Annotated in this window: 19 protein-coding genes and 1 other annotated feature; of the genes, 4 read left to right on the forward strand and 15 right to left on the reverse strand. The window is 60.9% G+C overall.

Going from position 1 to position 22,889, the window contains the following annotated elements:
* Positions 1–144: 144 nt before the first annotated feature.
* From C4N23_RS12225 to C4N23_RS12260, 8 genes are all read right to left on the reverse strand, one after another.
* Positions 145–933 carry a ComF family protein gene (locus tag C4N23_RS12225; protein WP_242983793.1) on the reverse strand — a complete coding sequence of 263 codons (789 nt, stop codon included), beginning with the start codon at positions 931–933 and terminating at the stop codon, positions 145–147.
* A complete protein-coding gene (locus C4N23_RS12230) occupies positions 930–3,140 on the reverse strand; it encodes an S-layer homology domain-containing protein (protein WP_112146334.1) in 2,211 nt (736 codons plus the stop codon). The genes C4N23_RS12225 and C4N23_RS12230 overlap by 4 nt, the downstream gene beginning before the upstream one ends.
* Positions 3,141–3,153: 13 nt before the next feature.
* Positions 3,154–4,356, reverse strand: a complete 1,203-nt coding sequence (locus C4N23_RS12235) for an ABC transporter permease (protein ID WP_112146336.1) — start codon at positions 4,354–4,356, stop codon at positions 3,154–3,156.
* The gene (locus tag C4N23_RS12240) at positions 4,353–5,108 is read right to left on the reverse strand and encodes an ABC transporter ATP-binding protein (RefSeq protein WP_112146338.1); all 756 of its coding nucleotides are present in this window, start codon (positions 5,106–5,108) and stop codon (positions 4,353–4,355) included. The genes C4N23_RS12235 and C4N23_RS12240 overlap by 4 nt, the downstream gene beginning before the upstream one ends.
* 11 nt (positions 5,109–5,119) lie before the next feature.
* A complete protein-coding gene (locus C4N23_RS12245) occupies positions 5,120–6,757 on the reverse strand; it encodes an RND family efflux transporter (protein ID WP_112146340.1) in 1,638 nt (545 codons plus the stop codon).
* Between the two features lie 230 nt (positions 6,758–6,987).
* The gene (locus tag C4N23_RS12250) at positions 6,988–7,986 is read right to left on the reverse strand and encodes a GGGtGRT protein (RefSeq protein WP_055189925.1); all 999 of its coding nucleotides are present in this window, start codon (positions 7,984–7,986) and stop codon (positions 6,988–6,990) included.
* 17 nt (positions 7,987–8,003) lie between these two features.
* Positions 8,004–8,705 carry an iron-sulfur cluster assembly scaffold protein gene (locus C4N23_RS12255; protein WP_055189923.1) on the reverse strand — a complete coding sequence of 234 codons (702 nt, stop codon included), beginning with the start codon at positions 8,703–8,705 and terminating at the stop codon, positions 8,004–8,006.
* 260 nt (positions 8,706–8,965) lie between these two features.
* On the reverse strand, positions 8,966–10,186 hold the full coding sequence (locus C4N23_RS12260; protein WP_112146342.1) for an MFS transporter: 1,221 nt from the start codon (positions 10,184–10,186) through the stop codon (positions 8,966–8,968).
* Between the two features lie 110 nt (positions 10,187–10,296).
* On the opposite strand from C4N23_RS12260, the gene hisS reads away from it, so the two are divergent.
* Positions 10,297–11,538, forward strand: coding sequence for a histidine--tRNA ligase (hisS, locus tag C4N23_RS12265; protein ID WP_055189919.1), 1,242 nt, complete (start codon positions 10,297–10,299; stop codon positions 11,536–11,538).
* 58 nt (positions 11,539–11,596) lie between these two features.
* Here the strand turns inward: hisS and C4N23_RS12270 are convergent, their stop codons facing one another.
* The 4 genes from C4N23_RS12270 to C4N23_RS12285 form a co-directional block, all read right to left on the reverse strand.
* A complete protein-coding gene (locus C4N23_RS12270; protein WP_242983794.1) occupies positions 11,597–11,734 on the reverse strand; it encodes a hypothetical protein in 138 nt (45 codons plus the stop codon).
* Positions 11,735–11,782: 48 nt separating this feature from the next.
* The gene (locus C4N23_RS12275) at positions 11,783–13,081 is read right to left on the reverse strand and encodes a putative ABC transporter permease (RefSeq protein ID WP_112146344.1); all 1,299 of its coding nucleotides are present in this window, start codon (positions 13,079–13,081) and stop codon (positions 11,783–11,785) included.
* Positions 13,082–13,150: 69 nt separating this feature from the next.
* Positions 13,151–14,299, reverse strand: coding sequence for a lactaldehyde reductase (fucO, locus tag C4N23_RS12280; RefSeq protein WP_112146346.1), 1,149 nt, complete (start codon positions 14,297–14,299; stop codon positions 13,151–13,153).
* Positions 14,300–14,623: 324 nt separating this feature from the next.
* Positions 14,624–15,283 (reverse strand): GntR family transcriptional regulator, encoded by a 660-nt coding sequence (locus C4N23_RS12285; protein WP_112146348.1) that lies wholly within the window; start codon positions 15,281–15,283, stop codon positions 14,624–14,626.
* A gap of 316 nt (positions 15,284–15,599) precedes the next feature.
* Here C4N23_RS12285 and C4N23_RS12290 point away from each other — a divergent pair, with 316 nt between their 5' ends.
* A complete protein-coding gene (locus tag C4N23_RS12290) occupies positions 15,600–16,076 on the forward strand; it encodes a Fur family transcriptional regulator (protein WP_055189910.1) in 477 nt (158 codons plus the stop codon).
* Positions 16,077–16,089: 13 nt separating this feature from the next.
* Positions 16,090–16,353 (forward strand) — a binding site (T-box leader).
* A gap of 59 nt (positions 16,354–16,412) precedes the next feature.
* Entirely contained in the window at positions 16,413–17,999 is a 1,587-nt protein-coding gene (gene asnB, locus C4N23_RS12295; RefSeq protein WP_055189908.1) for an asparagine synthase B, read from the forward strand.
* Positions 18,000–18,052: 53 nt separating this feature from the next.
* Here the strand turns inward: asnB and C4N23_RS12300 are convergent, their stop codons facing one another.
* The 3 genes from C4N23_RS12300 to C4N23_RS12310 all read right to left on the reverse strand — a co-directional run bounded on the left by C4N23_RS12300 (position 18,053) and on the right by C4N23_RS12310 (position 20,612).
* On the reverse strand, positions 18,053–18,589 hold the full coding sequence (locus C4N23_RS12300; protein WP_055189901.1) for a TetR/AcrR family transcriptional regulator: 537 nt from the start codon (positions 18,587–18,589) through the stop codon (positions 18,053–18,055).
* 81 nt (positions 18,590–18,670) lie between these two features.
* The gene (locus C4N23_RS12305; RefSeq protein ID WP_112146350.1) at positions 18,671–19,189 is read right to left on the reverse strand and encodes a transcription repressor NadR; all 519 of its coding nucleotides are present in this window, start codon (positions 19,187–19,189) and stop codon (positions 18,671–18,673) included.
* 64 nt (positions 19,190–19,253) lie between these two features.
* Positions 19,254–20,612, reverse strand: a complete 1,359-nt coding sequence (locus C4N23_RS12310; RefSeq protein ID WP_112146352.1) for an alpha-amylase family glycosyl hydrolase — start codon at positions 20,610–20,612, stop codon at positions 19,254–19,256.
* A gap of 210 nt (positions 20,613–20,822) precedes the next feature.
* Here C4N23_RS12310 and glgB point away from each other — a divergent pair, with 210 nt between their 5' ends.
* Positions 20,823–22,757: a 1,4-alpha-glucan branching protein GlgB gene (glgB, locus tag C4N23_RS12315; protein ID WP_055189895.1), complete on the forward strand. Its 1,935-nt coding sequence runs from the start codon at positions 20,823–20,825 to the stop codon at positions 22,755–22,757.
* Positions 22,758–22,889: the final 132 nt, after the last annotated feature.

Consider the following 22,889-nt stretch of genomic DNA (forward strand, 5'->3'; position numbering starts at 1 on the left):
GAGTGGCGAGAATCGAACTCACGGCCTCTTGAACCCCATTCAAGCGCGCTACCAAAACTGCGCTACACCCGGATATCTGTCAGCGTTCTGCCGCTCACAGCTCATTTAGTATACCCGACGAAGGCTGTTTTGTCAAGCACTTTTTCAATTTTCTTCCTCAGAATTTTCATGGATCTGCGCGGAGGGCTGCGGGCGGGCGTCGAACTCCACGGTGGCCAAGGCCACGGCAAAGATGCTCTGGGCACCGGCGGCCAGCAGAGCCTGTGCACACGCGGCGGCTGTTGCGCCGGTGGTGATGACATCGTCCACAAGGAGGACGCGCTTGCCCTCCACCTGCTCCGGGTCAGGCACGGCAAAGGCCCCGGCCACATTGGCCAGCCGCTCGTCGAGGGAAAGCCCCTCCTGCCGCCGGGCGGCATGGATCCGGACAAGGGCCTTGGGTTCCAGCGGAACCCCCACCGCGCGGGCGATGGGGCGGGCCATCCGCTCCGGGACGTTGTAGCCGCGTGCCCGGCTGGAAGCGGGCACCGGCACGATGCAGTCGTAACTCAGCGCAAGGCCCGGTACCGGCTGGACCTCCGGGCCGAAGGCACCCATCTTTGCTTCGCTGCCGAAGAGGAGCCGGGCCATCTCGGCCCCCAGCTCGTCGGCCGCCCACGGGGCCGCTTGGTACTTCGCCCGCAGCACGCCCCGCCGGACACAGCCCGCATAGCGGTAGGGAGCCGCCGCGCCCTCCAAACGGCCCAGATAGTGCAGCCCCGCCGAGAGGCGCATGGTCGGCTTGCGGCGCAGCGCATCCAGTTCCGCACAGCAATCGGGGCAGGGGCTCACCGTTCCCAGCACCCGGTCGCAAAAAGGGCAGCGGCGCGGGTAAAGCACCCAGCGCAGCTGCCGCAGTGTGCGGCAAACGCCGCTGTTCGATTTCAGGCTCAATCGTTCTTGACCGCGATGATGACGCGGACCTTCTTGCCCGCCGCACAGCCAAAGTTGTCGTACCAGCCGGTGAGCTTGTATTCGTCGGTGTTGACATAACTGAGCTTGGTGGGGTAATACTGGCCCTTGTACCACAGGTAGACCTGCGCGTCGTCGGCCATCTCATAGCGAGTGCCGCCCGACAGCACCGAGGCCGCGCCCACCCGGTCGATCTTCAGGGGCATCAACTGGACCATGGTCTTGATCGAGCCGGTGGTCTCCTGCCGGGCCGCAACGCCGCCCGCGATGACCGGGTACTTGATGGCCGTGGTGAAGCTGACCTGCGAACCGTTGACGTAGCAGACGTAAGTCGCGCCGCCGCCGATGAAGTTCAGGATCTGCTTGAAGGGGGTGCCGGTGATCTCCGCCACCTGTTTGAAGCCGATGCTCAGCAGCGAACCGGTGTTGCTGGTCAGCTTCTGCCACGAGGTCGAGAGGATATCGCCGGAGACGATGCCCCACAAGATCTCGCTGGTGGTGGGCACCAGCAGGTTCGACACCTGCCCGGCTACCGTGGCAGCGGTCGTGGTGGTTGTGGTTCCGGTCGTGCTGCCGGTGGTTCCCGCAGTACCTGTGGTGCCGGAAGCCGCACCGGTAGTGGTCTTCGTGGTAGTCGTCTTCGGGGTGGCAGCGGTACCGGAGGAATCGCCGCTGGTCTGGAAGCTGCCAATAAAGCTCTTGAGATCGGTGTAGTTGGCGGCGAGGTTCTTCACGTCGTCCAGCACGCCGTACTTCCACAGATCGCCGGTGACGTCGTTCAGGATCAGGCGGTCGATCTGGCCCGCCTCATTGACGGTGTAGTAGCGGACGTCGGAGCTGCTCAGTGTTACCCCCGATAGGCGGCTGGGACGAACCGTCCCAGCCACACCCTCCGAAGTCGTATCCAGAATTTCTACGTCGTCGGCAAGGGCGGCACTGCCCAGTGCCGTGGCTGCCTCGTTGATGGTGCCGCTGGTGGAGCGGCGGTCGATCCGCTCCACGTTCTCGCCGTCAGGGCTGACGGTGATCTCCACCAGCCAGCCCGCCGGGAAGTTCAGGCTCTTGTCCACATTCACGGTGCGGGTGATGCCGTCGGTGCAGTAGACAGCCACCTTCTGCAGCACGTCCGCTCCGTTTTCTTCGATCAGGCTGCGGGATGAGGACTGGACGACGCCATAGAAGACGCTGTCGGCCTCTTCGCCGGTCACGATACCGGCGGCCTCATTGTTCATGCCCAGCAGCAGGGTCACGACCTGACCCACGCCGCCGCCGTTCAGGGAGGACACCTGCGACGCCACGGCCGAGGAGCCGAGGGTGTAGGTGCTGCCCGCGACGGTCACCGAGGTGGGGGCGCTGGCGCTGGGGGAAACGGCCGTGATGCGGCCCGCCGCGCGGCGGGTGTAGATCCAGACGGTCTGTAAACTCTCGCTGTAGTAATACACATCGTATTGGTTCAACTCGGCAGAACCGGAGACCTTATCGTTGCGGTAGATGCTGGCCGGGGTGAAGGGAAGCTGGGTGGTGCCGTCCGCGATGAAGGGGCCCTTCAGGCTGCTCATCATGACGCTGGAGGTATCCACCTGACCGTTGGAGACGGTGAAGCCCAGCGAGGTGCCGTAGGCGCTGCCGCTGGCGGAGTTGGCCGTCAGGGTGTTGTACATCAGGATGGCGCACTCTTCATAGTTCAGCGCCTCGCCCTGCTGGCGGTCCAGCTGGTTGCGCAGCCCCAGCTCGCTGGCCTTGTTCAGCTGCGCTTGGGGGAAGGAGCCGCTCAGCTCGGTCATCTTATAGCCCAGCAGCTTGAGGACGGCTGTGACGGCCTCTTCCAGCGTCACGGCGTTGTCCGGGCGGAAGGTGCCGTCGGTGTAGCCGCTCAGCCAGCCCTGCTGCACTGCGATGCGGACATAGGGGGCGTAAGCGGAGGTGCCGGGAAGGTCCTTATACAGGGTGCCCACGGCCCCCTGCGAGCCGACGCTCTCCCGGAAGGTGGAGTAGGACACCAGCATCCGGGCAAAGGCCCCGCGGGTGACCACAGCGTTCAGGGCGGCGGTCTGGGTGGAGTCCATGCCGTTCAGGGTGATGGACAACTGGACGGCGGTGTTGGCATTGCCCGCAGCCGAAGCCGGGAGCGCCAGCATCGACACGGCAATGCTGACCGCGAGCAGGAATGCGAGAAGACGTTTTTTCATGAGGGAAACCTCCTTAATCGTAACGAAGGGCTTCGATGGGGTTGAGCCGGGCCGCCCGCTTGGCGGGCAGGTAGCCGAACAGCACGCCGATGAAGACCGAGATGCCGAAGGCCACTGCAATGGAGTTGAAGGACGGGCTGACCGTGACATCGATGTCCGACGAGATCATGGGCAGGACGTGGTTGGCTGCCATCGAGACGATGTAGCCCAGCACGATGCCCAGCACACCGCCCAGCGCGGAGGTGGTAGCCGCCTCCACAACGAACTGGGAAAGGATGACCCGCTCTTTCGCACCCAGCGCCTTGCGGATGCCGATCTCACGGGTGCGCTCGGTGACGGAGACGAGCATGATGTTCATGATGCCGATACCGCCCACCAGCAGCGAGATGCTGGCGATGCCGGTGAGGACGACGATGACCATGTTGATCATGTTGTTCATCTCTTCCAGCCACTCGCTCGCGCTGTAAACGTAGAAGGCGCTGTCGCTCTTGAACAGATCGGTCAGGTACGCTTCCACGACGGCTTTGGCCTCATTGGCCTTGCTTTCATCGCTCATGATGGCGATGTAGCTGCTGGCCATGGCCGTATTGGAAAGGCGCATTGCGATGGTGTAGGGCAGGTAGATGCAGTCATCGTCCGAGCCCTGCTGCATGGAGGTGTTGTTCACCTTGGCGTTCAGCACGCCCACGATGCGGAACTTGTAGGGCCCCAGCTTGATGGTCTGGCCCACGCCCCGCCCGCCGTAGGCCACGCGGTTGAGGTAATCGCCGATGACGCAGACCTGCTTGTTGTCCTTCATATCCATGTACTGCAAGCCGCGGCCTTGGGCGACGGTGTAGTTCTTCATGGAGGTGAAATTTTCGTCCACGCCGGCAACATTGCTGTAGCGGTAGGTCGTGGTACCCACCTTCGGGGTGTTGCTGCTGAAATCGATCTGGGGCGAGATGGACTGGATGAGGTCCGGGTTCTTGGTGCCGATGGCGTACACATCCTCCACCGTCACGGTGCGGGAGCCGTAGCCCCAGATGTTGATGGACAGGGTGTTGGTGCCCATGGCCGAGAAGCTGTCCCGCATACTCTGGGTCATGCCGTTGCCGAGGCCGACGATGACGATGACCGCCATGACGCCGATGATGATGCCCAGCATGGTCAAAAAGGTGCGGAGCTTGTTGCTCCAGACGTTCTGGATGGCCTGCCGGAAGGTCTCAACGATCATGCTTCCGCCTCCTTTTCTGCCGCCGGGGTCTCCGGCACCAGCGTCGGCTGGACGAAGGCCTCCGGCGCGTGGGAATCGCCGTCGTACACCACCCGGCCATCCTCCAAGCGGATGATGCGGTCGGCCTGTACGGCGATGGAATTGTCGTGGGTGATGAGGACGACGGTGTGGCCCTCCTCGTGCATCTGCTGGAGCATCGCCAGCACTTCGCGGCCGGTGTGGGAGTCCAGCGCACCGGTGGGTTCGTCGGCCAGAATGACCGCCGGGTTGCGCACCAGCGCCCGCGCGATGGAAACGCGCTGCTGCTGGCCGCCGGAAAGCTGGTTGGGCCTGTTCTTGACCTTATCGCCAAGGCCCACCCGCTCCAGCACCTCGCGGGCGCGGCGGTGGCGCACGGCGCGGGGGATGCCCGCATACACCAGCGGCACCTCCACGTTCTCCAGCAGGTTCAGCCGGGGCAGCAGGTTGTACTGCTGGAAGATGAAGCCCAGCATCTCGTTGCGGATGGCAGCCAGCTCGTTGCGGCTCATCTTGCCTACGTCCTTGCCGTTCAGCCGGTAGGTGCCGTGGGTGGGCACATCCAAACAGCCGATGATGTTCATGCAGGTGGATTTGCCGGAGCCAGACTGGCCGACGATGGCGACGAACTCGCCTTTGTCTATTTTCATGGTGATGTGGTCGGCCGCTTTTACCGTGGTGTCGCCCATCTGGTAATATTTGCAGACCTCATCAAATTCGATCAGAGCGCTCATCGTTCCTCCTATCAGAATATCATCATGCTGCTGCCGCTGCCGTCGTCATAGTAGTCGTCGGAACTGATGGAGTTGGGGTCGTAGCCAATGGTATCACCCTCCTGAATGCCGCTGACGATCTGGGTGTAGTCGTCATCGCTGACGCCGGTCTTAACGGCGACGTAGACGAAGCCCTCCGGGGCTTCCATCCCCTGCTCGGCGTTGGAAGCGCTGGGGGAATCCTGTGTGACGAGGACATAGCCGCCCCGCATCACCGCTGCGTTGGGCACGCAGAGGGCGTTGGTGGCCTCGGCCACCACGATCTCGGCGTTGGCGTTCATGCCGGGGCGCAGACCGTCGGTGTCGTCGATGCGGATGGTGACGGGATAGGTGGTGGTGCCGCCGTTGGCGGTGCCCTTCATGGAGACGCGGGTCACGGTGCCGACGTAGGTCTTATCCTGCACGGCGTCGGCGGTGATCTGGACCTTCTGGCCCACCGAGATGGAGCTGATCTGCAGCTCATCCACGTTGATACTCATTTCAAGGTAGCTCAGGTCGTAGACGATGCAAAGGGTATCGCCCGCCTTGGCCGCGTCGCCCGCCTTGGCATCCTTTTCGATGATGGTGCCGTTGATGGGGGCGGTGATGGTGTAGTTGTTCATGGCGTCCTGCAAATTCTGCATCGAGATCTCGGCGCTGCGCAGGGACTCGGATGCAGACTGGATGGACTCGGTCAGGTCATCGCCGGAAAGGCCGATGAGGATATCGTCCTTTGCGACCTCGGCACCCTCCTGCACGTTGATGGCAGTCACGGTACCGGCAGCCTGTGCGGTCAGGGTCCGCTCGGCCTGATAGCCGAAGACGGCGGAGCCGATGGAGCTGACGCCGTTGATGGAGGCGGTGGCTGCCTGTGCGGTGGTCAGGCCGCCCGCGTTGCGCACAGCAATGGTCACGGTACGGGTCAGCAGGTTGCCCGCGCTCAGCGCGTCGGTGCCGGTCACGGAGGTGACAGTGCCGGTCAACTGCTCAAAGGTGCCGTCCAGCGTCACGTCGGCGCTCTGCCCCACCGAGAAATTGGCGGCATCGGCGGCGGGGAACTCCAGCGTCAGCAGCATCTTGGAGCTGTCGCGGATGACAGCCACCTCCTGCCCGCTGGTCACCTCGTCGCCCTTGTTCACCTTCAGGCTGCTCACGGTGCCCGCCACTTCGGCGCGGACATACTGGCGGTCCACGACCTTATCGTAGCTGCGCTGGGCTTGCTGCATGGCGATCTCAGCCTTTTCGAAGTTGGTGGAAGCGTCCGAGCTGTCGATGGTGTAGAGCACGGTGCCCTCATCCACGGTGTCTCCCTCTTCTATGGTGCTGGTCAGCACCTTGCCGTCCACCAGAGACTTCACGGTGTAGGTGTTGGCCGGGTTCAGCGTACCGGTGCCGCTCAGGGTGTTGGAAACGTTCCGGTACTCCGGGGCCGCCTCCGTATAGCTGGCGTCCACGCTGGCGGGTTTGGCCTGTTTGGGCCAAAGCAAAAAGGCACCGCCCGCCACGATGACACAGACTGCCGGCACCAGCAATTTCCAATTCTTCTTCCAGAACGCGGCAGGGCCCTTGCCCGCTGCTGCGGCTTCGGGCGCTTGCGCTTCCGGGTTGTCCTTCTTCTTTTTCCAGTTCATGATCACTGTTCCTCCTATATTGGTCCGGGTCGGCCGTTCCGCCCGGCGGATTCCAGATATGTATAAGTGTAGTGTATCGCATTTTTTCAAGTTGCACAAGCGTCCAAATTTCATTTCACCATTTTTTCAACAAAAAAGTAAGGTTTTGTGGAATTTCTGCCCCATGAAACGCAAAAACGGCCTCCCGAAGTACTCCGGGAGGCCGCGAAAACGCTTATTTCAGGATGAACTTAGGCGTTTGCCTGAGCAGCAGCAACAGCGCAAGCGACGGTTGCACCGACCATGGGGTTGTTGCCCATGCCGATCAGACCCATCATCTCAACGTGTGCGGGCACAGAAGAAGAACCAGCAAACTGAGCATCGCCATGGACGCGGCCCAGAGAGTCGGTCAGGCCGTAGCTGGCAGGACCAGCGGCCACGTTATCGGGGTGCAGGGTACGGCCCGTGCCGCCGCCGGAAGCGACGGAGAAGTACTTCTTGCCGTTCTCGATGGCCCACTTCTTGTAGGTGCCGGCAACGAGGTGCTGGAAGCGGACGGGGTTGGTGGAGTTACCGGTGATGGAGCACTGGACGTCCTCCTTCTTCATGATGGCAACACCCTCCATGACGTCGTTGGCGCCATAGCACTTGACGGCTGCACGCTCGCCGGTGGAGAAGGGGATCTCCTTGACGACGGTCAGAGTCTGGGAGGGGATGTCATACTCGGTCTGCACATAAGTGAAGCCGTTGATACGGGAGATGATGTAAGCAGCATCCTTGCCGAGGCCGTTCAGGATGACGCGCAGGGGGGTCTTGCGGACCTTGTTTGCGGTGCGGGCGATGCCGATCGCACCCTCAGCGGCTGCGAAGGACTCGTGGCCGGCGAGGAAAGCGAAGCAGGTGGTGTCCTCGCTCAGCAGACGAGCGCCCAGATTGCCGTGGCCCAGACCGACCTGACGCTGCTCAGCGACAGAGCCGGGGATGGTGAAGGCTTCCAGACCCTCGCCGATGGCAGCAGCGCACTCGGCAGCATCGGTCAGGCCGCGCTTGACGGCGATGGCAGTGCCCAGAGTGTAGGCCCAGACTGCGTTATCGAAGCAGATGGGCTGCACGCCGCGGACGATCTTATCGCAGTCAATGCCCTTTGCGAGGAGCATCTCGTTGCAAGCGTCCAGAGATTCAAGGCCGTTGGCCTTCAGGCATGCCTCGATCTTCGGCATGCGGCGATCCATAGATTCAAAAGTTGCCATGAGTTGTTCCTCCTCTCTTATTCCTCACGCGGGTCGATGTACTTGACGGCGCCCTGATCTGCGCTGAAGCGGCCGTAAGTGCCCACGTTCTTCTCATAAGCCTCATTGGGGGTCTTGCCGTGACGGATGTCCTCCATCATCTTGCCCAGCTTGACGAACTGGTAGCCGATGACTTCGTCGTTCTCGTCCACAGCCAGCTTGTTGATGTAGCCCTCGGTCAGCTCCAGATAACGGACGCCCTTCTCCTTGGTGGAGAAGATGGTGCCGGTCATGGAACGCAGACCCTTGCCCAGATCGTCCAGACCTGCGCCGATGGGCAGACCGTCCTCAGAGAAAGCGGTCTGGCTGCGGCCGTAAACGATCTGCAGGAACAGCTCGCGCATTGCCACGTTGATGGCGTCGCAGACGAGGTCGGTGTTCAGGGCTTCCAGAATGGTCTTGCCGGGCAGGATCTCGCCAGCCATAGCGGCGGAGTGGGTCATGCCGGAGCAGCCGATGGTCTCGACCAGAGCCTCTTCGATGACGCCGTTCTTGATGTTCAGAGACAGCTTGCAGGTACCCTGCTGAGGTGCACACCAGCCAACACCGTGGGTGTAGCCGCTGATGTCCTTCACTTCATAGGCCTTGACCCATGCACCCTCTTCGGGGATGGGAGCCGGACCATGCTTAGGACCTTTGGTGATCGGGCACATATTCTGTACTTGCTGCGAATAGGTCATAATCATACTCTCCTTTTGACAAATTGATGCCATGCAGCAGGGGGGCTCCCCCGCTGTTTGCATTTGACCGGCTGCCGCTGCTCTCATCAGCGCCGCCGGTACTACCACGCATGATTTTATTATAGAGAACCTTGGCGCAATTTGCAAGACGTTTATGACAATTTTCCCGCAAACTTTTTGACGGTTATACGTAGCTAACCGCCACATTTTATGCTTTTGCCCTCTTGATTGATAATTTTTTGTCAGCTTTGCTCAAAGGCTTAATTTTCTTTAGGCGGGCGGGGCGGTTGGACGGGCTGCAGCGCCCAGATGGCCGCAAAGCCCGCCGCCGCACCGCCCATGGCCAGCCAGTGCCGCCCGGTTTCCAGCCCCCAGAGGTTTGCCGCAAAGGGGAAGGCAAGGCTGCCCACGCTCTGCCCCAGCGCCAGAAAGCCGTAGTTGACCCCCGCATGGGGCAGACCGAACAGGTCAGTGGAAAGGGCGGGCAGCACCGCCGCCAGCGCCGAATAGCAGAACGTCAGGCTGGCATACACCGCCACCACGGCCCAGCCCTGCGCGAACAGAAAGGCTGCGGACAGCCCCAGCGATGCCCCGAACAGGATCAGATCAGTGGGGCGGCGGCCGATCTTATCGCTGAGCATCGGCATCAGCAGCCGCCCCGCCGCGCTGCCCACGCTGCCCAGCACCACGCTCCAGAGCGCTGCCGTCTCGTCCAAGCCCCGCTCCATCCCCAGCTTCAGGATGATGGGGCTGAACAGCAGCACCGCCGGGGTGGAAAAGCAGACTGCCCCGGCGCAGAGCCAGTATTGCTTGGTGCGGAGCATCTGCAAAGGGGCCAAATCCAGCGGCGGAGCCGTTTTTCCTTTGCCCTGCTGTTCCGGCTTCGGCTTTTCGGGCGGCGGGTCCACCAGCAGCATGCTGCCCCCAAAGCAGACCGGCAGCGTCAGCGCCCCCAGCGCCCAGAAAGCCCCCCGGATGCCCTGCACCGGCCCGAAGCCCTTGAGCGCCGTTCGGACAAAGACAGTCAGGAACGCACCGGAAAGTCCCACCGCCCCGCCGATGACGCCGGTGGCGAGGCCCTTCCGGCCCTTGTACCACTTCTGGGCGCAGGACTGAATGGACGGGTACAAGAACGCCGTGCCCAGCCCCGCCGGGATGCTGAACACCCCAAAGAAAAAGCCGCCCTTCTCCCCCGGCAGGAGGGCCGCCGCAAAGAACCCGCCGCAGAGCAGGGCCGTGCCCCAGAGCGCCGCGCAGCGGGGGCCTTTCCGGTCCTGCAAAAAGCCGCCGATGACACACCCGACGCCGAAGGCCGCGATCAAAATGCCAAAGGCATACCCGGCCCCCTGTTCGCTCAGGCCATACACCTCCATCACCGGCTGCTGGAACACGCCCCACGCTGCGGGCAGACCCGTCAGCACCTGAATGGCCGCTCCTGCCGCCAGAATGGCCCACGAATGTTTTTGGGAAAGCTTCTGCATCTGTCTCACCTCACCCTTTAGTCTGCCCTTTTTGATTGACAAACGAACAGATTCTTTTATAATTAGAGTGATTGGGAAGAATTTGAACCGTAAAGAGAGGAATTGCAACCATGAAAACACAAGCATTGAAAGGGATGCGTGACCTGCTCCCCGCCGAGCAGACCCTGCGCGACTACATTCAGGGCAAGATTCTGGAAACTTACCGCGCTTCCGGTTTCGAGCGCATCTCCACCCCCATGCTGGAGGATATGGAGAACCTCGACAAGTCCGACGGCGGCGACAACCTGAACCTGATCTTCAAGGTGCTCAAGCGCGGCGATAAGCTGACCAGCGCACTGGGATCCGGCGACCCCAAGCAGCTCTCCGATATGGGTCTGCGCTACGACCTGACCCTGCCCCTGAGCCGCTTCTATGCCGCCAACAAGGACAAGCTCCCCCACCCCTTCAAGGTCATCCAGACCGACCGCGTCTTCCGCGCCGAACGCCCCCAGAAGGGCCGCCTGCGGGAGTTCGTCCAGTGCGACATCGACATTCTGGGGGATGAGTCCCCCAACGCCGAGGTCGAGCTGATCGATGTGACCACCCGCGCCCTGCTGAACATCGGCTTCACCGGCTTCACGGTCAACATCAATGACCGCCGCATCCTCCGCGGGATGCTGGAGAGCATGGGCTTTGCCGCCGACACGCTGGATTCCGTCTGCATCACCTTCGACAAGATGGACAAGATCGGTGCCGACGGCGTCAAGGCCGAGCTGACCGAAAAGCAATTGCCCGAAAACGCCATCAACGCGCTGGCTGATTTTATCGCCGCCGGGGAGGTCACGCTGGACGCCGTTGCTTCCCGCTGCGCCGACCCCGCCATCGCCGACGACCTGAAGTACGTCCTCGCCACGGCCAACGCCATTGCGGGCGGCCGCTTCTCGGTGGCCTACTGCCCCAGCCTCGTGCGCGGTCAGGGCTACTATACCGGCATGGTGTTTGAGATCACCTGCCCGCAGTTCAGCGGCGCAGTCGCAGGCGGCGGCCGTTACGACAACATGGTAGGCAAGTTCCTCGGCACGCAGGTGCCCGCCGTCGGTTTCTCCATCGGCTTCGAGCGCGTCTGCGGCATCCTGCTGGAGCAGGGCTACCAGATCCCCGGTGCCAAGCAGAAGATCGCGCTGCTCTACGGCAAGGAGGCCGACTTCCCCGCCGTCCTCGCCAAGGCCGCTTCCCTCCGCGACTGCTACAACGTCACCATCCTGCCGCAGGGCAAGAAGCTCGGCAAGCAGCTGGGCCAGCTGGAAGCCGCCGGTTTCGCCGGTGCTGCTTTCATGGACAAGGACGAAGTGAAGCTCTTCGCACAGCAGTAAAATTTTATAAAACGCAAAACCCCCGCCGTCGGCGGGGGTTTTTGCTATCCAAGATCGATCACATCGCAAACTGTGCGGCGCAGAAGGCGGCGTAGATGCAGAGCATCAGGACGCCCTGCCAGCGGGAGAGCCTGCCCTTCAGCAGGGCGGGCACGGTCAGGAGGAGCATGACCGCGAACATCACGGGCAGGTCCATGACCAGCGAGGAGTTGATGCCCGCGATGGTGGCGTTCTACAGCAGATTTTACTCGGCTTTTTCCACTTTTTTGGCGTTGGGATAGATGCGCTCCATCCGCGCGTTGTCAAAATGAGCGTCCAGAAAAACCGCCAGCGGGGTCGCTGCTTCCACGCCGCTGGTGCGGGCGTCGTACCGGGCCAGCGCCAGCGTCGACACCCCCATGTTCACCGCCATGAAGACGGCCAGTGCCGCCGTCATCCATGGGCGGATGTGAGTCTTCAGTTTGTTCATCCCCTTGGCCACCAGCGGGTAGCCATACCGGATCCATGCCACGGCCGCGATGCCCCAGAAAAAGCAGTACAGCAGGTTGATGCGGCCGCCAAGGTTGAACTTGAAGCCGCTGTAATCCCAGAACACGGTGCCGAACAGCAGCTCAGTGACGGCGCTGCACACATACTCATACGCGCCGCCGAGGATGACGCCAAACCAGAAGATGCGGCTCTCGCTCTTGCGCTCGCTGCCCCGCAGCAGGACGGCAGCCAGCACCAGCGCCAGCCCCCACACCACGCTGAAGGGGCCCCACACAAGGCTGGACCGGCTCATCCAGACCCCCGCCGTGACCCGGCAGAAAATGGTCTCCACCACGTCGCCGAGGAAAGCTCCCACCACGAACAGCCAGACAAGGTCGGAAAAGCTCATGGCCTTTTCGGCGGTGGTGGTCGGCTCCGGGCGGGCCGCTTCGGGGTAGGCTTTCTGGATGCGGCGCTCCACGCTGGCCGCGATCTTCTGCTGGAGGCGGCTCTTCCCCTTGCCCAGCTCCTGCCCCAGCTGCTCAAGGCGCGGGTGCTTGGCCGCATACCGCTCCACGACCACCGCTGCGCTGATCTGGTCGAGGGCCGCAATGCTCATGCTGACCCAGATCGCAATATGGAAAAGCAGCGGCGGGAAAAAGGCACAGAGCCGCAGCAGCAGGTCGTTGCCCCAGCGGACGCTCACCGCGCCCAGCACACCCCACAGCACCGAATATTGGAGGCAGACGTAGCCGTCAAGGTTGAACTTTTTGCCGGAGTAGTCCCACCAGCGGCGGTGGTGCACCCGCTCCAAAAATTTCGCCGTGACCCACTCCACCACCGTCGCGATGAGGAAGCTGCCCGCGAACAGCGCCAGCCAATTGGTGCGCAGGTCGGCCAGACCCACCGCCAGCAAGACCCCTGCCGTGCCATAGACGAAGCAGAACGGGCCGGACGCCATGCCGCGGTTGGTGAACTGGCGGCCCTTAATGGTGGCCACGACCGTCTCCCCCACCCAGCCGAGGAACGAGTAGACCAGATAAATGACGCTGAGGGTATAGAAATTCAGATTCATAGGACTCCTTTCTCAGAGAAGCAAAAAGGGGGCCGGGAACTCCGGTTCCCGGCCCTTTCTGCTTCTCGGTTACAGCTGGCTCTTGTACAACGCGACAATCTCTTCCACGCTGGTATCACGCGGGTTGCCGGGGCGGCAGGCGTCCGCATAAGCGGACTCGGCGAGGAACTGGATGTCCTCTTCCTTCAGGATGCCCCGCAGGTTTGCGGGGATGCCCACATCGGCAGAGAGCTGCTTGACGGCGGCGATGGTAGCATCGGCGGCCTCGGCATCGTTCATCTCGTCGATGCCCTTCACGCCCATGGCCTTGCCAACGGCGCGGTAACGCTCCCCGGCAACGTCCTTGTTATATTCCAGACCCACCGGCAGCAGGATGGCGCAAGCCACACCGTGCGGGGTATCATACAGGGCCGACAGGCCGTGTGCCATGGAGTGCACAATGCCCAGACCCACGTTGGAGAAGCCCATACCGGCGATGTACTGGCCCAGAGCCATGCCCTCGCGGCCTTCCGGGGTGTTCTGGACAGCGCCGCGCAGGTTCTCGCTGATGAGCTTGATGGCTTCCAGATGGAACATATCGGAGATGGTGCAGTGGCCCTTGGTGATATAGCCCTCGATGGCATGGGTCAGCGCGTCCATACCGGTAGCGGCGGTCAAGCCCTTGGGCATGGAAGCCATCATGTCGGGATCAACGACTGCGATCTCCGGGATATCGTTGGTATCGACGCAGACGAACTTGCGCTTCTTTTCCACGTCGGTGATGACGTAGTTGATGGTGACCTCCGCTGCAGTACCGGCGGTGGTAGGCACGGCGATGGTGAAGACCGCGTGCTTCTTGGTGGGAGCAACGCCTTCCAGAGAGCGGACGTCGGCGAATTCGGGGTTATTGATGATGATGCCGATGGCCTTTGCGGTATCCATGGAGGAGCCGCCGCCGATGGCGACCATGCAGTCCGCTTCTGCGGCCTTGAACGCAGCCACGCCGTCCTGCACGTTGGCGATGGTGGGGTTGGGCTTGATCTCGCTGTAAACAGTATAGGCAAAGTTTGCAGCATCCAACAGGTCGGTGACTTTCTTGGTGACGCCGAACTTGATCAGGTCCGGGTCAGAGCAGACGAAAGCCTTCTTGTAGCCGCGGGCGGTCAGTTCGGGAACGATGTTCTCGATGGCACCGTGGCCATGGTAGGAGATCGTATTCAGAACAATGCGGTCAGCCATAGTTTATATCCTCCAAATCCATTTGCCCCGCACCGAGCGGCAGGGCATTTCTTTGCTTTTACTGTACCACATTGTTAAATAACTTTCAATGTCAATTTCTTATGATTTCTATGAAATTTTTTATGCCAAAATAACAAAAATGCCCCGCTACCCTAGGCAGCGGAGCACTCCATTTCACAGTTTTTAATAACTTTCTCAGCCAGTATTCTCAAGACCGACCTGCCAAGGGCTCCCCTAGTAGGAAAGACTCCCCCGGCCGGGGGAGGTGGCGTGCAAACGCCAGAAGGGGACGACTGGCGAGCCGTAGGCTCGACTGAGAGGTTTTTACCAAAGACGAATGACTTTAATGACACCCTCGGCCTTATCGCGGGCCAGCTCCAGATGGTGCTGGAGAGCATCGGCGGCGGTGTCCCAGTTGTCGTTCAGGGCCGCGTCGAGGATCAGCAGATGCTCCTCGCAGGTCTGATCCTGATTGATCATGCTCACCTTGCCGGTCATGATGCGGAAGCGGGTGTTCAGGCCGGTGATGCGGTCATAGGCCGAGCGCAGGTACTTGTTGGGAAGGCTGCTCATCAGCAGCGCGTGGAAGTCGTCGTCCGACTTGCAGAAGTCGTCGATGCGGTCCGGGTGGTGCATCAATTCCTTGTAATTTTCCAGCTCCTGCCGGGGGATCAGATTCCCGTAATTGCGCAGCGCATAGGGCTCCACCAGCAAGCGCATCTCGAACATGCTGTGCACGTCCTCTTCGGTGATGCCCGAAACCATCAGGCCCTTTTTGGGCAGGATGGTGATCAGACCCTCCTGCTCCAAGCGCCCCAGCGCATCCCGCATGGGGGTGCGGCTGATGTTGCCCATCTCCGCACAGAGCTTCTGCTCGTTGAGAAACTCATTGGGACGGTACTCGCAGTTCAGGATCTTTGTTTTCAGATATTGGTAAGCCTGCAGCTTCAAACTGGGCTTGGTCTGGGGTTCCATCTCTTTCATCTTTTCAATCTCCTAATCGAACAGAGCGTCTCAAGTTCTGCTCCAAATTTTGCTCAGCACAACACAAAGCCGCCCGAAGGCAGCTTGTATCCCTAAAATAATCCAAGCCATCTCATACAGATATTATCACACAACCGGTCAATCTTTACAAGAGTTTTTCCAAAAGATTGGGAGCTTTTCCGTTTTGTACAGAGATCATGCCCGATATTCCCGCAATTTTGACAATGTTTTTTGTGCTTGTCGCCAACTTCCGTGTCTTGTTTTGCATCAATGAATAAATTGTGGTACACTTGGTGCAGAAAGGAAGGCGGATATCATGGCAGGACGCGGCGGCTACAACACCAAGACCCGTCAGCTCATCTTGGATTATCTCATCAACAACCGGCAGCACGCGGTCAGTGCGTCGAACATTCTGGAGCACTTGGAGGCCGAGGGCGCCAGCCCAAACCCCACCACGGTGTACCGCTACCTCGACAAACTGGCGGGCGAGCAGCGCATTATGAAATATGTGGCGGACAAAGGCGAAAAAGCGGTGTTCCAGTACGTTGACGAGGGCCGCCACTGCCGCGAGCATCTGCACCTCAAGTGCGTGCAGTGCGGGCGCATCTACCACCTCGACTGTCACTTCATGGACGAAGTGCGGGCGCACCTGATGGCCGAACACGGCTTCACCCTTCAGTGCGAGGGCAGCGTTTTGTACGGATTGTGCCGCTATTGCGCACAAAATCAGGCCAAACCGGAGCAGACCGCACAAAAATGCGATTGCTGTGTTGACACGGACAAAAAGCCGTGATACAATTCAGGCAAGAAAAGCGTTGACCGGGAAAAGTAAGGTTCAACCGCTCTTTTTCAGAGAGCGCGGGCGGGTGGAAGCCGCGCAGAGAGCCGAACCCGAACGAACCCCCGTGAGCTTCCCCCTGAACCCGCGCAAGGCGTACAGTAGGGGCAGACGTCCGTCGCTCGTTATCGCGGCAGTGCTTTCAACGGGGAGAGCGCACAAAAGTGACTGGTATGCCCTGCGTACCGGTAATTTAGGTGGCACCACGGATACGGCAGCATTCGTCCTAGCAATGGGAGGAAGGCTGCCGTATTTTTGTTTTCCTCGAAGCATCTGAGAGGGGTAAGAAATATGTGTTGTGTAATGGGCTATACCGGGCACGATCTGAGTGCCGACAAGTTCAAAGAGTATCTGCTGCGCACCGTGATGCGCGGGCCGGACGACCAGCGGGTCGTGGAAGGGCCTTTCGGCCTGATGGGCTTCGGGCGTCTGGCCATCATGGGCCTGACGCCGGAGGGAATGCAGCCCTTCTACCGCGGGGCGGACTGTGTGGTCTGCAACGGCGAGCTGTACGGCTTCCGGTTCGAGAAGGAGATCCTGAAGCGCCGGGGCTACAAGTTCCAGTCCGACTGCGACTGCGAGATCCTGCTGCCGCTTTATTATGAGTACGGCCTCGACATGTTCCGCCACATGGACGCCGAATTCGCACTGATCCTGTACGATTCCCGCAAGGACCGGCTCATTGCCGCCCGCGATCCCATCGGCATCCGGCCGCTGTTCTACGGCTACTCCAAATCCAGCCACCAGATCGCCTTTGCCTCCGAGATGCAGAACCTCATCGGCTGGTGCGACGACATCCGGCCTTTCCCCATCGGCAGCTACTACTGCGACGGCCGCTTCGTCCGCTACGAGGACATCGCCGATGTGCCCGCCCCCATGCAGGACGACATGCCCACCATCCTGAAGAACATCCGCGAAAAGCTGATCGCGGGCGTGGAAAAGCGGCTGGACGCCGACGCCCCCGTGGGCTTTCTGCTCTCCGGCGGCCTCGACTCCTCGCTGGTCTGCTCCATTGCGGCCAAGAAGCTGGGCAAGCCCATCCGCACCTTCGCCATCGGCATGGACACCGACGCCATCGACCTGAAGTACGCCCGCCAGACCGCCGAGTACCTCGGCAGCGAGCACCACGAGATCATCATCAACCGGGATATGGTCATCAACAGCCTCGAAGAGGTCATCCGGCTGCTGGGCACATGGGATATTACCACCATCCGCGCCAGCATGGGCATGTACCTGCTGTGCAAGGCGATCCACGAGCAAACCGACGTCCGCGTGCTGCTGACCGGTGAAATTTCCGACGAGCTGTTCGGCTACAAGTACACCGACTACGCCCCCACCGCCGACGCCTTCCAGCAGGAGAGCCAGAAGCGCATCCGGGAGCTGTATATGTACGACGTTCTCCGCGCCGACCGCTGCATCTCCTCCAACAGCATCGAAGCCCGTGTCCCCTTCGGCGACCTCGATTTCGTCCGCTACGTCATGGCCATCGACCCGGAAAAGAAGCTGAACAGCTATGGCAAGGGCAAGTATCTGCTCCGCAAGGCCTTTGAGGGCGACTGGCTGCCGCCGGAGATCTTGTGGCGCGAAAAGGCCGCCTTCTCGGATGCGGTGGGTCACAGCATGGTGGACGACATCAAGGAATACGCCGACAGCCTCTACACCGACGAGGAGTTCCAGCTCCGCCGGGCAAACTATTCGGCCCACTGTATGCCGTTTACGAAGGAGAGCCTGTTCTACCGCGAAATTTTCGAGAAATATTATTACGATCAAAGCCGAACCATCGTCGATTTCTGGATGCCCAACAAGGCATGGCCCGGCTGCAACGTCAACGACCCCTCCGCCCGTGTGCTGGCAAACTACGGCGCTTCGGGTGTGTGATCTTCTCCCCAAGCAAAAGGAGCTTCCGGCGGCTGCCGGAAGCTCCTTTTGTGTTATACGGTGATTCTCTGGGCCGCTTTCGCGATCTCGGCCAGAAGATCGACGAGGTGTTTTTCGTCCATCTGGCTGCTGTTGTTGGCAAAGGCGTAGAAACACCCCTGCACGCAGAAGGAAAGCAGGATGCCCCGCTTGGGGTCGGCGGCAAAGGTCGGGTCCTGCGCGGTCAGCCGCTCCCGCAGCCCCTTTTCGATGCAGTTGGCGAAGATGCCCTGCCGCGAACCGGAGAACAGGATGTTCACGGCCTGCCGGTTCTGGACAAAGGCCCGGAACAGGTCGCGGGTCAGCGTCTCGGTCTGGGCCACAGTCAGCTTCACAGCCAAAACGCTGGCCAAGATGTCCTCAATGAGCTTTTTCTCCAGCTGGTCGGACAGCGCGTAGATATCCTCATAGTGGGCATAAAAGGTGGATTTGTTCACGCACGCCAGCGCACAGAGATCCTTGATCTTGATCTTTTCCAGCGGCGTTTTTGCCCGCAGCTCCAGAAAGGCCTTTTCGATGGCACGGTCGGTTTTTTCGATGCGGATGTCCAAAAATAATCCACCTCTTTCCTCATTTGGTCGGATATCCAACGGTTTTCGTGTTTTGCTGATAGACAGAACTGCTCGGTTTTGTTACTCTTTTTTATACAGGATCCCTGCTTTTTCCAGTGCCGCTTTAATGCGGTGGAAGGACGCTTCGTCCGGGCAGCGGAGAGTGTGCAGATGCACGCCGCCGGTCATCCGGCTGAGCAGCCCTTCGGGGGTGTGGGCCGCCTGTTCAATGAAATTGTCCACGTCATACCGGCTGGCAAGGTTCAGGTTGCCCCGCAGTTCGCCGTAGAGCGGATTTTCCACGGCCACATCCACCACGGTGCCGCCCTGATCCACCACGGCGTACAGCTCGGTGCGCATCTCGTCGGTGGTGCGGTGGACACAGGCCAGAATGCCGGTGTACCCGCCGGGGGCCGGGTGGAACTGATAACCGCGGGGCGTGGCCTCGATGGCAGCGCCCCCCGCCCGGAGCAGGGCCACGTCGCCCACCACGATCTGCCGGGAGACCCCCAACTGGGCCGCCAGCACGCTGGCGCTCACCGGCGCGTCGGCCTCGCTCAGGCGTTTCAATATCACTTCTCTGCGCTGTGCAGCATTCAAGGCACGGTCTTCCCTTCCGCTTATGATACTTTTATAATAGCAGACCCCGCCGGAATGTGCAAGCTTATTTCAGGCGGAGCAGGGTGGCGTAGTTGGAGGGCAGCTGCACCTTCATCCGGCCCCACTCGATGTCCGTCAGGATGGGCTGGCTGCCCACGCAGTCCGCCAGCAGATCCTCGGCCCCGGATGCTTCCACCGGCAGTTGGAACTCCAACTGGGCAGGGCTGTCGCCGTTGTTGAAGACAGCCACAACGGCCTTGCCGTCCAGCACACGGGCAAAGGCATAGCACTGGGTGGTCAGGTGGAGTTCCTTCACCTCGCCCCACGTCAGTTCCGGGCACTCAGCCTTGAGCTTGCCCAGCGCGGCATATACGCTGGTGACGGGATTCTCCGCATTGGCGTTCTCAAAATCCTTCAGGTCGAGGCAGGGGCGGAGCGGCCAGTCGCTTCCCCACTCTTTTTTGCCCTCGATGCCAAATTCCGAGCCATAATAGATGGACGGAATGCCCCAAAGCGTATATACTAGAAGGGCAATGTGGCGGATGTGAGCCCGGTTGCGCAGCTTGTTGGGCAGCCGCTCAACATCGTGGTTGTCCGAGAAGAGGTAGAGCCGGGTGTCGTGGCACAAACCCTGCAGCCGGCGCATGGTATGCGCGATCTCGAAATAGTTGTGGTCGTTGTGGCCGCTCCACAGGCCCTTGTGCAGCTCATAGTTGGTCACGGAGTGGAGCATTTCGGGGTTGGCCCAGCGGCTGTAATCGCCGTGGATGACCTCGCCCATCAGCCAGAACTCCGGCTTGATCTCGTTGGCGAGGCGGCGCAGCCCTTTCATGAAGTCGAAGTCCAGCACGTCGGCCGCATCCAGCCGGATGCCGTCGATGTCGAATTCATGGACCCAGAAGCGGATGGTGTCGAAGTGGTAGTTCTGCACCTCCGGGTTCCGCTGGTTCAGCTTGACCAGCAGGTTGAAGCCGCCCCAGTTGCCGTAGGAGAAGCCGTCGTTGTACTCGTTGTTGCCCCAGAAGTTGATGTCGCAGAACCAATCCTTATACCGGGCGTTCTCGCGGTTGGCCTTCAGGTCTTGGAACGCAAAGAAATCCCGGCCCACATGGTTGAACACGCCGTCCACGATGACCTTCTGGCCGCGGGCGTGGCAGTTGGACACGAACTGCTTGAACTCCTCGTTGGTGCCAAGGCGGCGGTCCACAAGGCGGTAGTCGATGGTATCGTAGCCGTGGGAGCCGCTCTCGAACAGCGGGCCGATATAAATGGCCGTGCAGCCGAGGTCTTTATAAGCGTGTTCGGCCCATGCGTTCAGCTTTTCAAAGGCACCGGGCGTGGGCTGGCCGTCGTTCTCGTGCGCACAGCCGCACAGCCCCAGCGGATAAATGTGATAAAATACAGCGTTGTCATACCAAGCCATCGTTTTTGTCTCTCCCATTCTAGCAAGCGTTCCCGCCCCCGCCCCATGCGGGGGGCAGGGATAGTATAGCATATTTTTTTCGCAAAGTGTGGAAGTTTGCTATTTTTTGTACAAAGTTTCCTTTAAAATCAGCAAGTTTGACGATTTTGTTTTTGATTTCTTAGTAACTATGACAAAAATCGTTTATCGTAGAAAAAAGGAGTTTTTGGCATGGAATTTCCTTCGATCGATCGTTCGTTTTTTCTGGGTGCGTGCTTTGACGCCTACCGCACCCTCGGCGCACACCCCTGCCGCGGCGAGCGCGGTGAAGAGGGCTGGCGGTTCGCCGTCTGGGCACCCGGTGCTGTGGCCGTGGAGGTCTGCGGCGGGTTTGACGGCTGGGGTCCCGGCGTGCCCATGCAGCGGGCCGAGACCGGCATCTGGAACGGTTTCGTCGCCGGGCTGCAGGAGGGCGAGATGTACAAGTTCCGCATCCACGGCAGGGACGGCAGCACCGTGATGCGGGCCGACCCCTACGCTTTTGCCACCGAGCTGCGCCCCGGCACGGCCAGCATCCTGACAAAGCTCGATTTCCCCTTTGACGACGCCGCATGGATGCAGCGGCGGGACAAGTGCCGCAACCTGCCCCTGAACATCTACGAGCTCCACGCGGGCAGTTGGAAGCACACCCCCAACTCCACCCGCGAGGACGGCTCCGACGGCTGGTACAACTACCGGGAGCTGGCGCGGGAGCTCATCCCATGGCTGCTGGACCACCGCTTCACCCATGTGGAACTGCTGCCGTTGGCCGAGCACCCCTTTGACGGCAGCTGGGGCTACCAGACCACCGGCTACTTCTCGGTAACCAGCCGCTACGGCTCCCCGGCGGACTTTGCCGCCTTCGTCAACGCCTGTCACCGGATGGGCATTGGCGTCATCATGGACTTTGTCCCCGTCCACTTTGCAGCCAACGGCGACGCCCTCGTCAACTTCGACGGCACCCACCTCTACGAATACGACAGCGATGTGGGCCACAGCGAGTGGGGCACCTGCAACTTCAACTACTACCGCCGGGAGGTATGCAGCTTTTTGAACAGCGCCGCCGCCCTGTGGATGGATGTCTACCACTGCGACGGCATTCGGATGGACGCCATCTCCCGTGCACTCTACTGGCAGGGCGACCCCAACCGGGGCGTGAACGAGGGTGCCGTCACCTTCCTGCGGAACCTGAACCATGGGCTGAACGAACGCTTCCCCACCGGCATCTACACCGCCGAGGACTCCACCAACTTCCTGAAAGTCACCGCCCCCACCCGCTACGACGGCATCGGCTTCGACTACAAGTGGGACATGGGCTGGATGCACGACACCCTCGACTACTTCGCCACCCCCTTCGGCCAGCGGCCGGATGCCTACTGCAAGCTGACCTTCAGTATGCAGTATTTCTACAACGAGCTGTATCTGCTGGCCCTCAGCCACGATGAAGTCGTCCACGGCAAAAAGACCATCATCGACAAGCTCTGGGGCACTTACGAAGAAAAGTGTGCCCAGCTCCGCACCCTGTATTTTTATATGTTCACCCACCCCGGCAAGAAGCTGAATTTCATGGGCAACGAGCTGGGCCACTTCCGCGAGTGGGACGAAAAGAAGGAGCTGGACTGGGGCCTGATGAAGTACCCCTTCCACGACAGCTTCCAGAAATATTTTGCCGAACTGGGCCGCCTCTACGCCACCGAACCTGCCCTCTACGACGGCGAGTACAACCCCGGCTGCTTTGAGTGGGTGGCCAGCGAAAGCCGGGACGAGGGCGTTTACGCATGGCTGCGCAAGGGCGCGGGGCAGACCATCCTCTGCGTGATGAACACCCAGAACACCGCCCATAAGAAGTTCCCCCTCTACCTCAAGTTCCCCTGCGCGGCGGACGAGCTGCTGAACAGCGAAGCCCCCCGCTGGAACGGCGCGGACAAGAGCCGGACCAAGAGCTTCCACACCACAGACGGCGGCGTGTATGGCCGGGACTACACCCTTGCCCTCGACCTGCCCGCCATGGGCAGCCGGATGCTCCGCCTGACGCCGGAGGCTCCCCACGCCGACGCGGCACGGGCTTCCGCCCGGAAAGCCGCTGCCGCCAAGCGGAAAGCCGCCGCAAGCGTTTCCAAGAAGTAATCTTTGTGCAAAACTATCCCGTCTGCTGAAAATGCGGCGGGATATTTTGCGTTTCAGCGCCCGCATGGCCTTGCCAGCCGGGGCCGGAACCGTTATACTGTAACATGAAATATCAGGTTTTTTCGAGAGGTT

Source organism: Faecalibacterium hattorii (genome assembly GCF_003287455.1).
Lineage (GTDB): Bacteria > Bacillota > Clostridia > Oscillospirales > Ruminococcaceae > Faecalibacterium > Faecalibacterium hattorii.

Excerpts from the sequence above, each read along its gene's own strand:
- C4N23_RS12230 (WP_112146334.1), bottom strand. The coding sequence starts at position 3,140 with ATGAAAAAACGTCTTCTCGCATTCCTGCTCGCGGTCAGCATTGCCGTG.
- C4N23_RS12235 (WP_112146336.1), bottom strand. The coding sequence starts at position 4,356 with ATGATCGTTGAGACCTTCCGGCAGGCCATCCAGAACGTCTGGAGCAAC.
- C4N23_RS12240 (WP_112146338.1), bottom strand. The coding sequence starts at position 5,108 with ATGAGCGCTCTGATCGAATTTGATGAGGTCTGCAAATATTACCAGATG.
- C4N23_RS12245 (WP_112146340.1), bottom strand. The coding sequence starts at position 6,757 with ATGAACTGGAAAAAGAAGAAGGACAACCCGGAAGCGCAAGCGCCCGAA.
- C4N23_RS12250 (WP_055189925.1), bottom strand. The coding sequence starts at position 7,986 with ATGGCAACTTTTGAATCTATGGATCGCCGCATGCCGAAGATCGAGGCA.
- C4N23_RS12255 (WP_055189923.1), bottom strand. The coding sequence starts at position 8,705 with ATGACCTATTCGCAGCAAGTACAGAATATGTGCCCGATCACCAAAGGT.
- C4N23_RS12260 (WP_112146342.1), bottom strand. The coding sequence starts at position 10,186 with ATGCAGAAGCTTTCCCAAAAACATTCGTGGGCCATTCTGGCGGCAGGA.
- hisS (WP_055189919.1), top strand. The coding sequence starts at position 10,297 with ATGAAAACACAAGCATTGAAAGGGATGCGTGACCTGCTCCCCGCCGAG.
- C4N23_RS12270 (WP_242983794.1), bottom strand. The coding sequence starts at position 11,734 with ATGGACCTGCCCGTGATGTTCGCGGTCATGCTCCTCCTGACCGTGCCC.
- C4N23_RS12275 (WP_112146344.1), bottom strand. The coding sequence starts at position 13,081 with ATGAATCTGAATTTCTATACCCTCAGCGTCATTTATCTGGTCTACTCG.
- fucO (WP_112146346.1), bottom strand. The coding sequence starts at position 14,299 with ATGGCTGACCGCATTGTTCTGAATACGATCTCCTACCATGGCCACGGT.
- C4N23_RS12285 (WP_112146348.1), bottom strand. The coding sequence starts at position 15,283 with ATGAAAGAGATGGAACCCCAGACCAAGCCCAGTTTGAAGCTGCAGGCT.
- C4N23_RS12290 (WP_055189910.1), top strand. The coding sequence starts at position 15,600 with ATGGCAGGACGCGGCGGCTACAACACCAAGACCCGTCAGCTCATCTTG.
- asnB (WP_055189908.1), top strand. The coding sequence starts at position 16,413 with ATGTGTTGTGTAATGGGCTATACCGGGCACGATCTGAGTGCCGACAAG.
- C4N23_RS12310 (WP_112146352.1), bottom strand. The coding sequence starts at position 20,612 with ATGGCTTGGTATGACAACGCTGTATTTTATCACATTTATCCGCTGGGG.
- glgB (WP_055189895.1), top strand. The coding sequence starts at position 20,823 with ATGGAATTTCCTTCGATCGATCGTTCGTTTTTTCTGGGTGCGTGCTTT.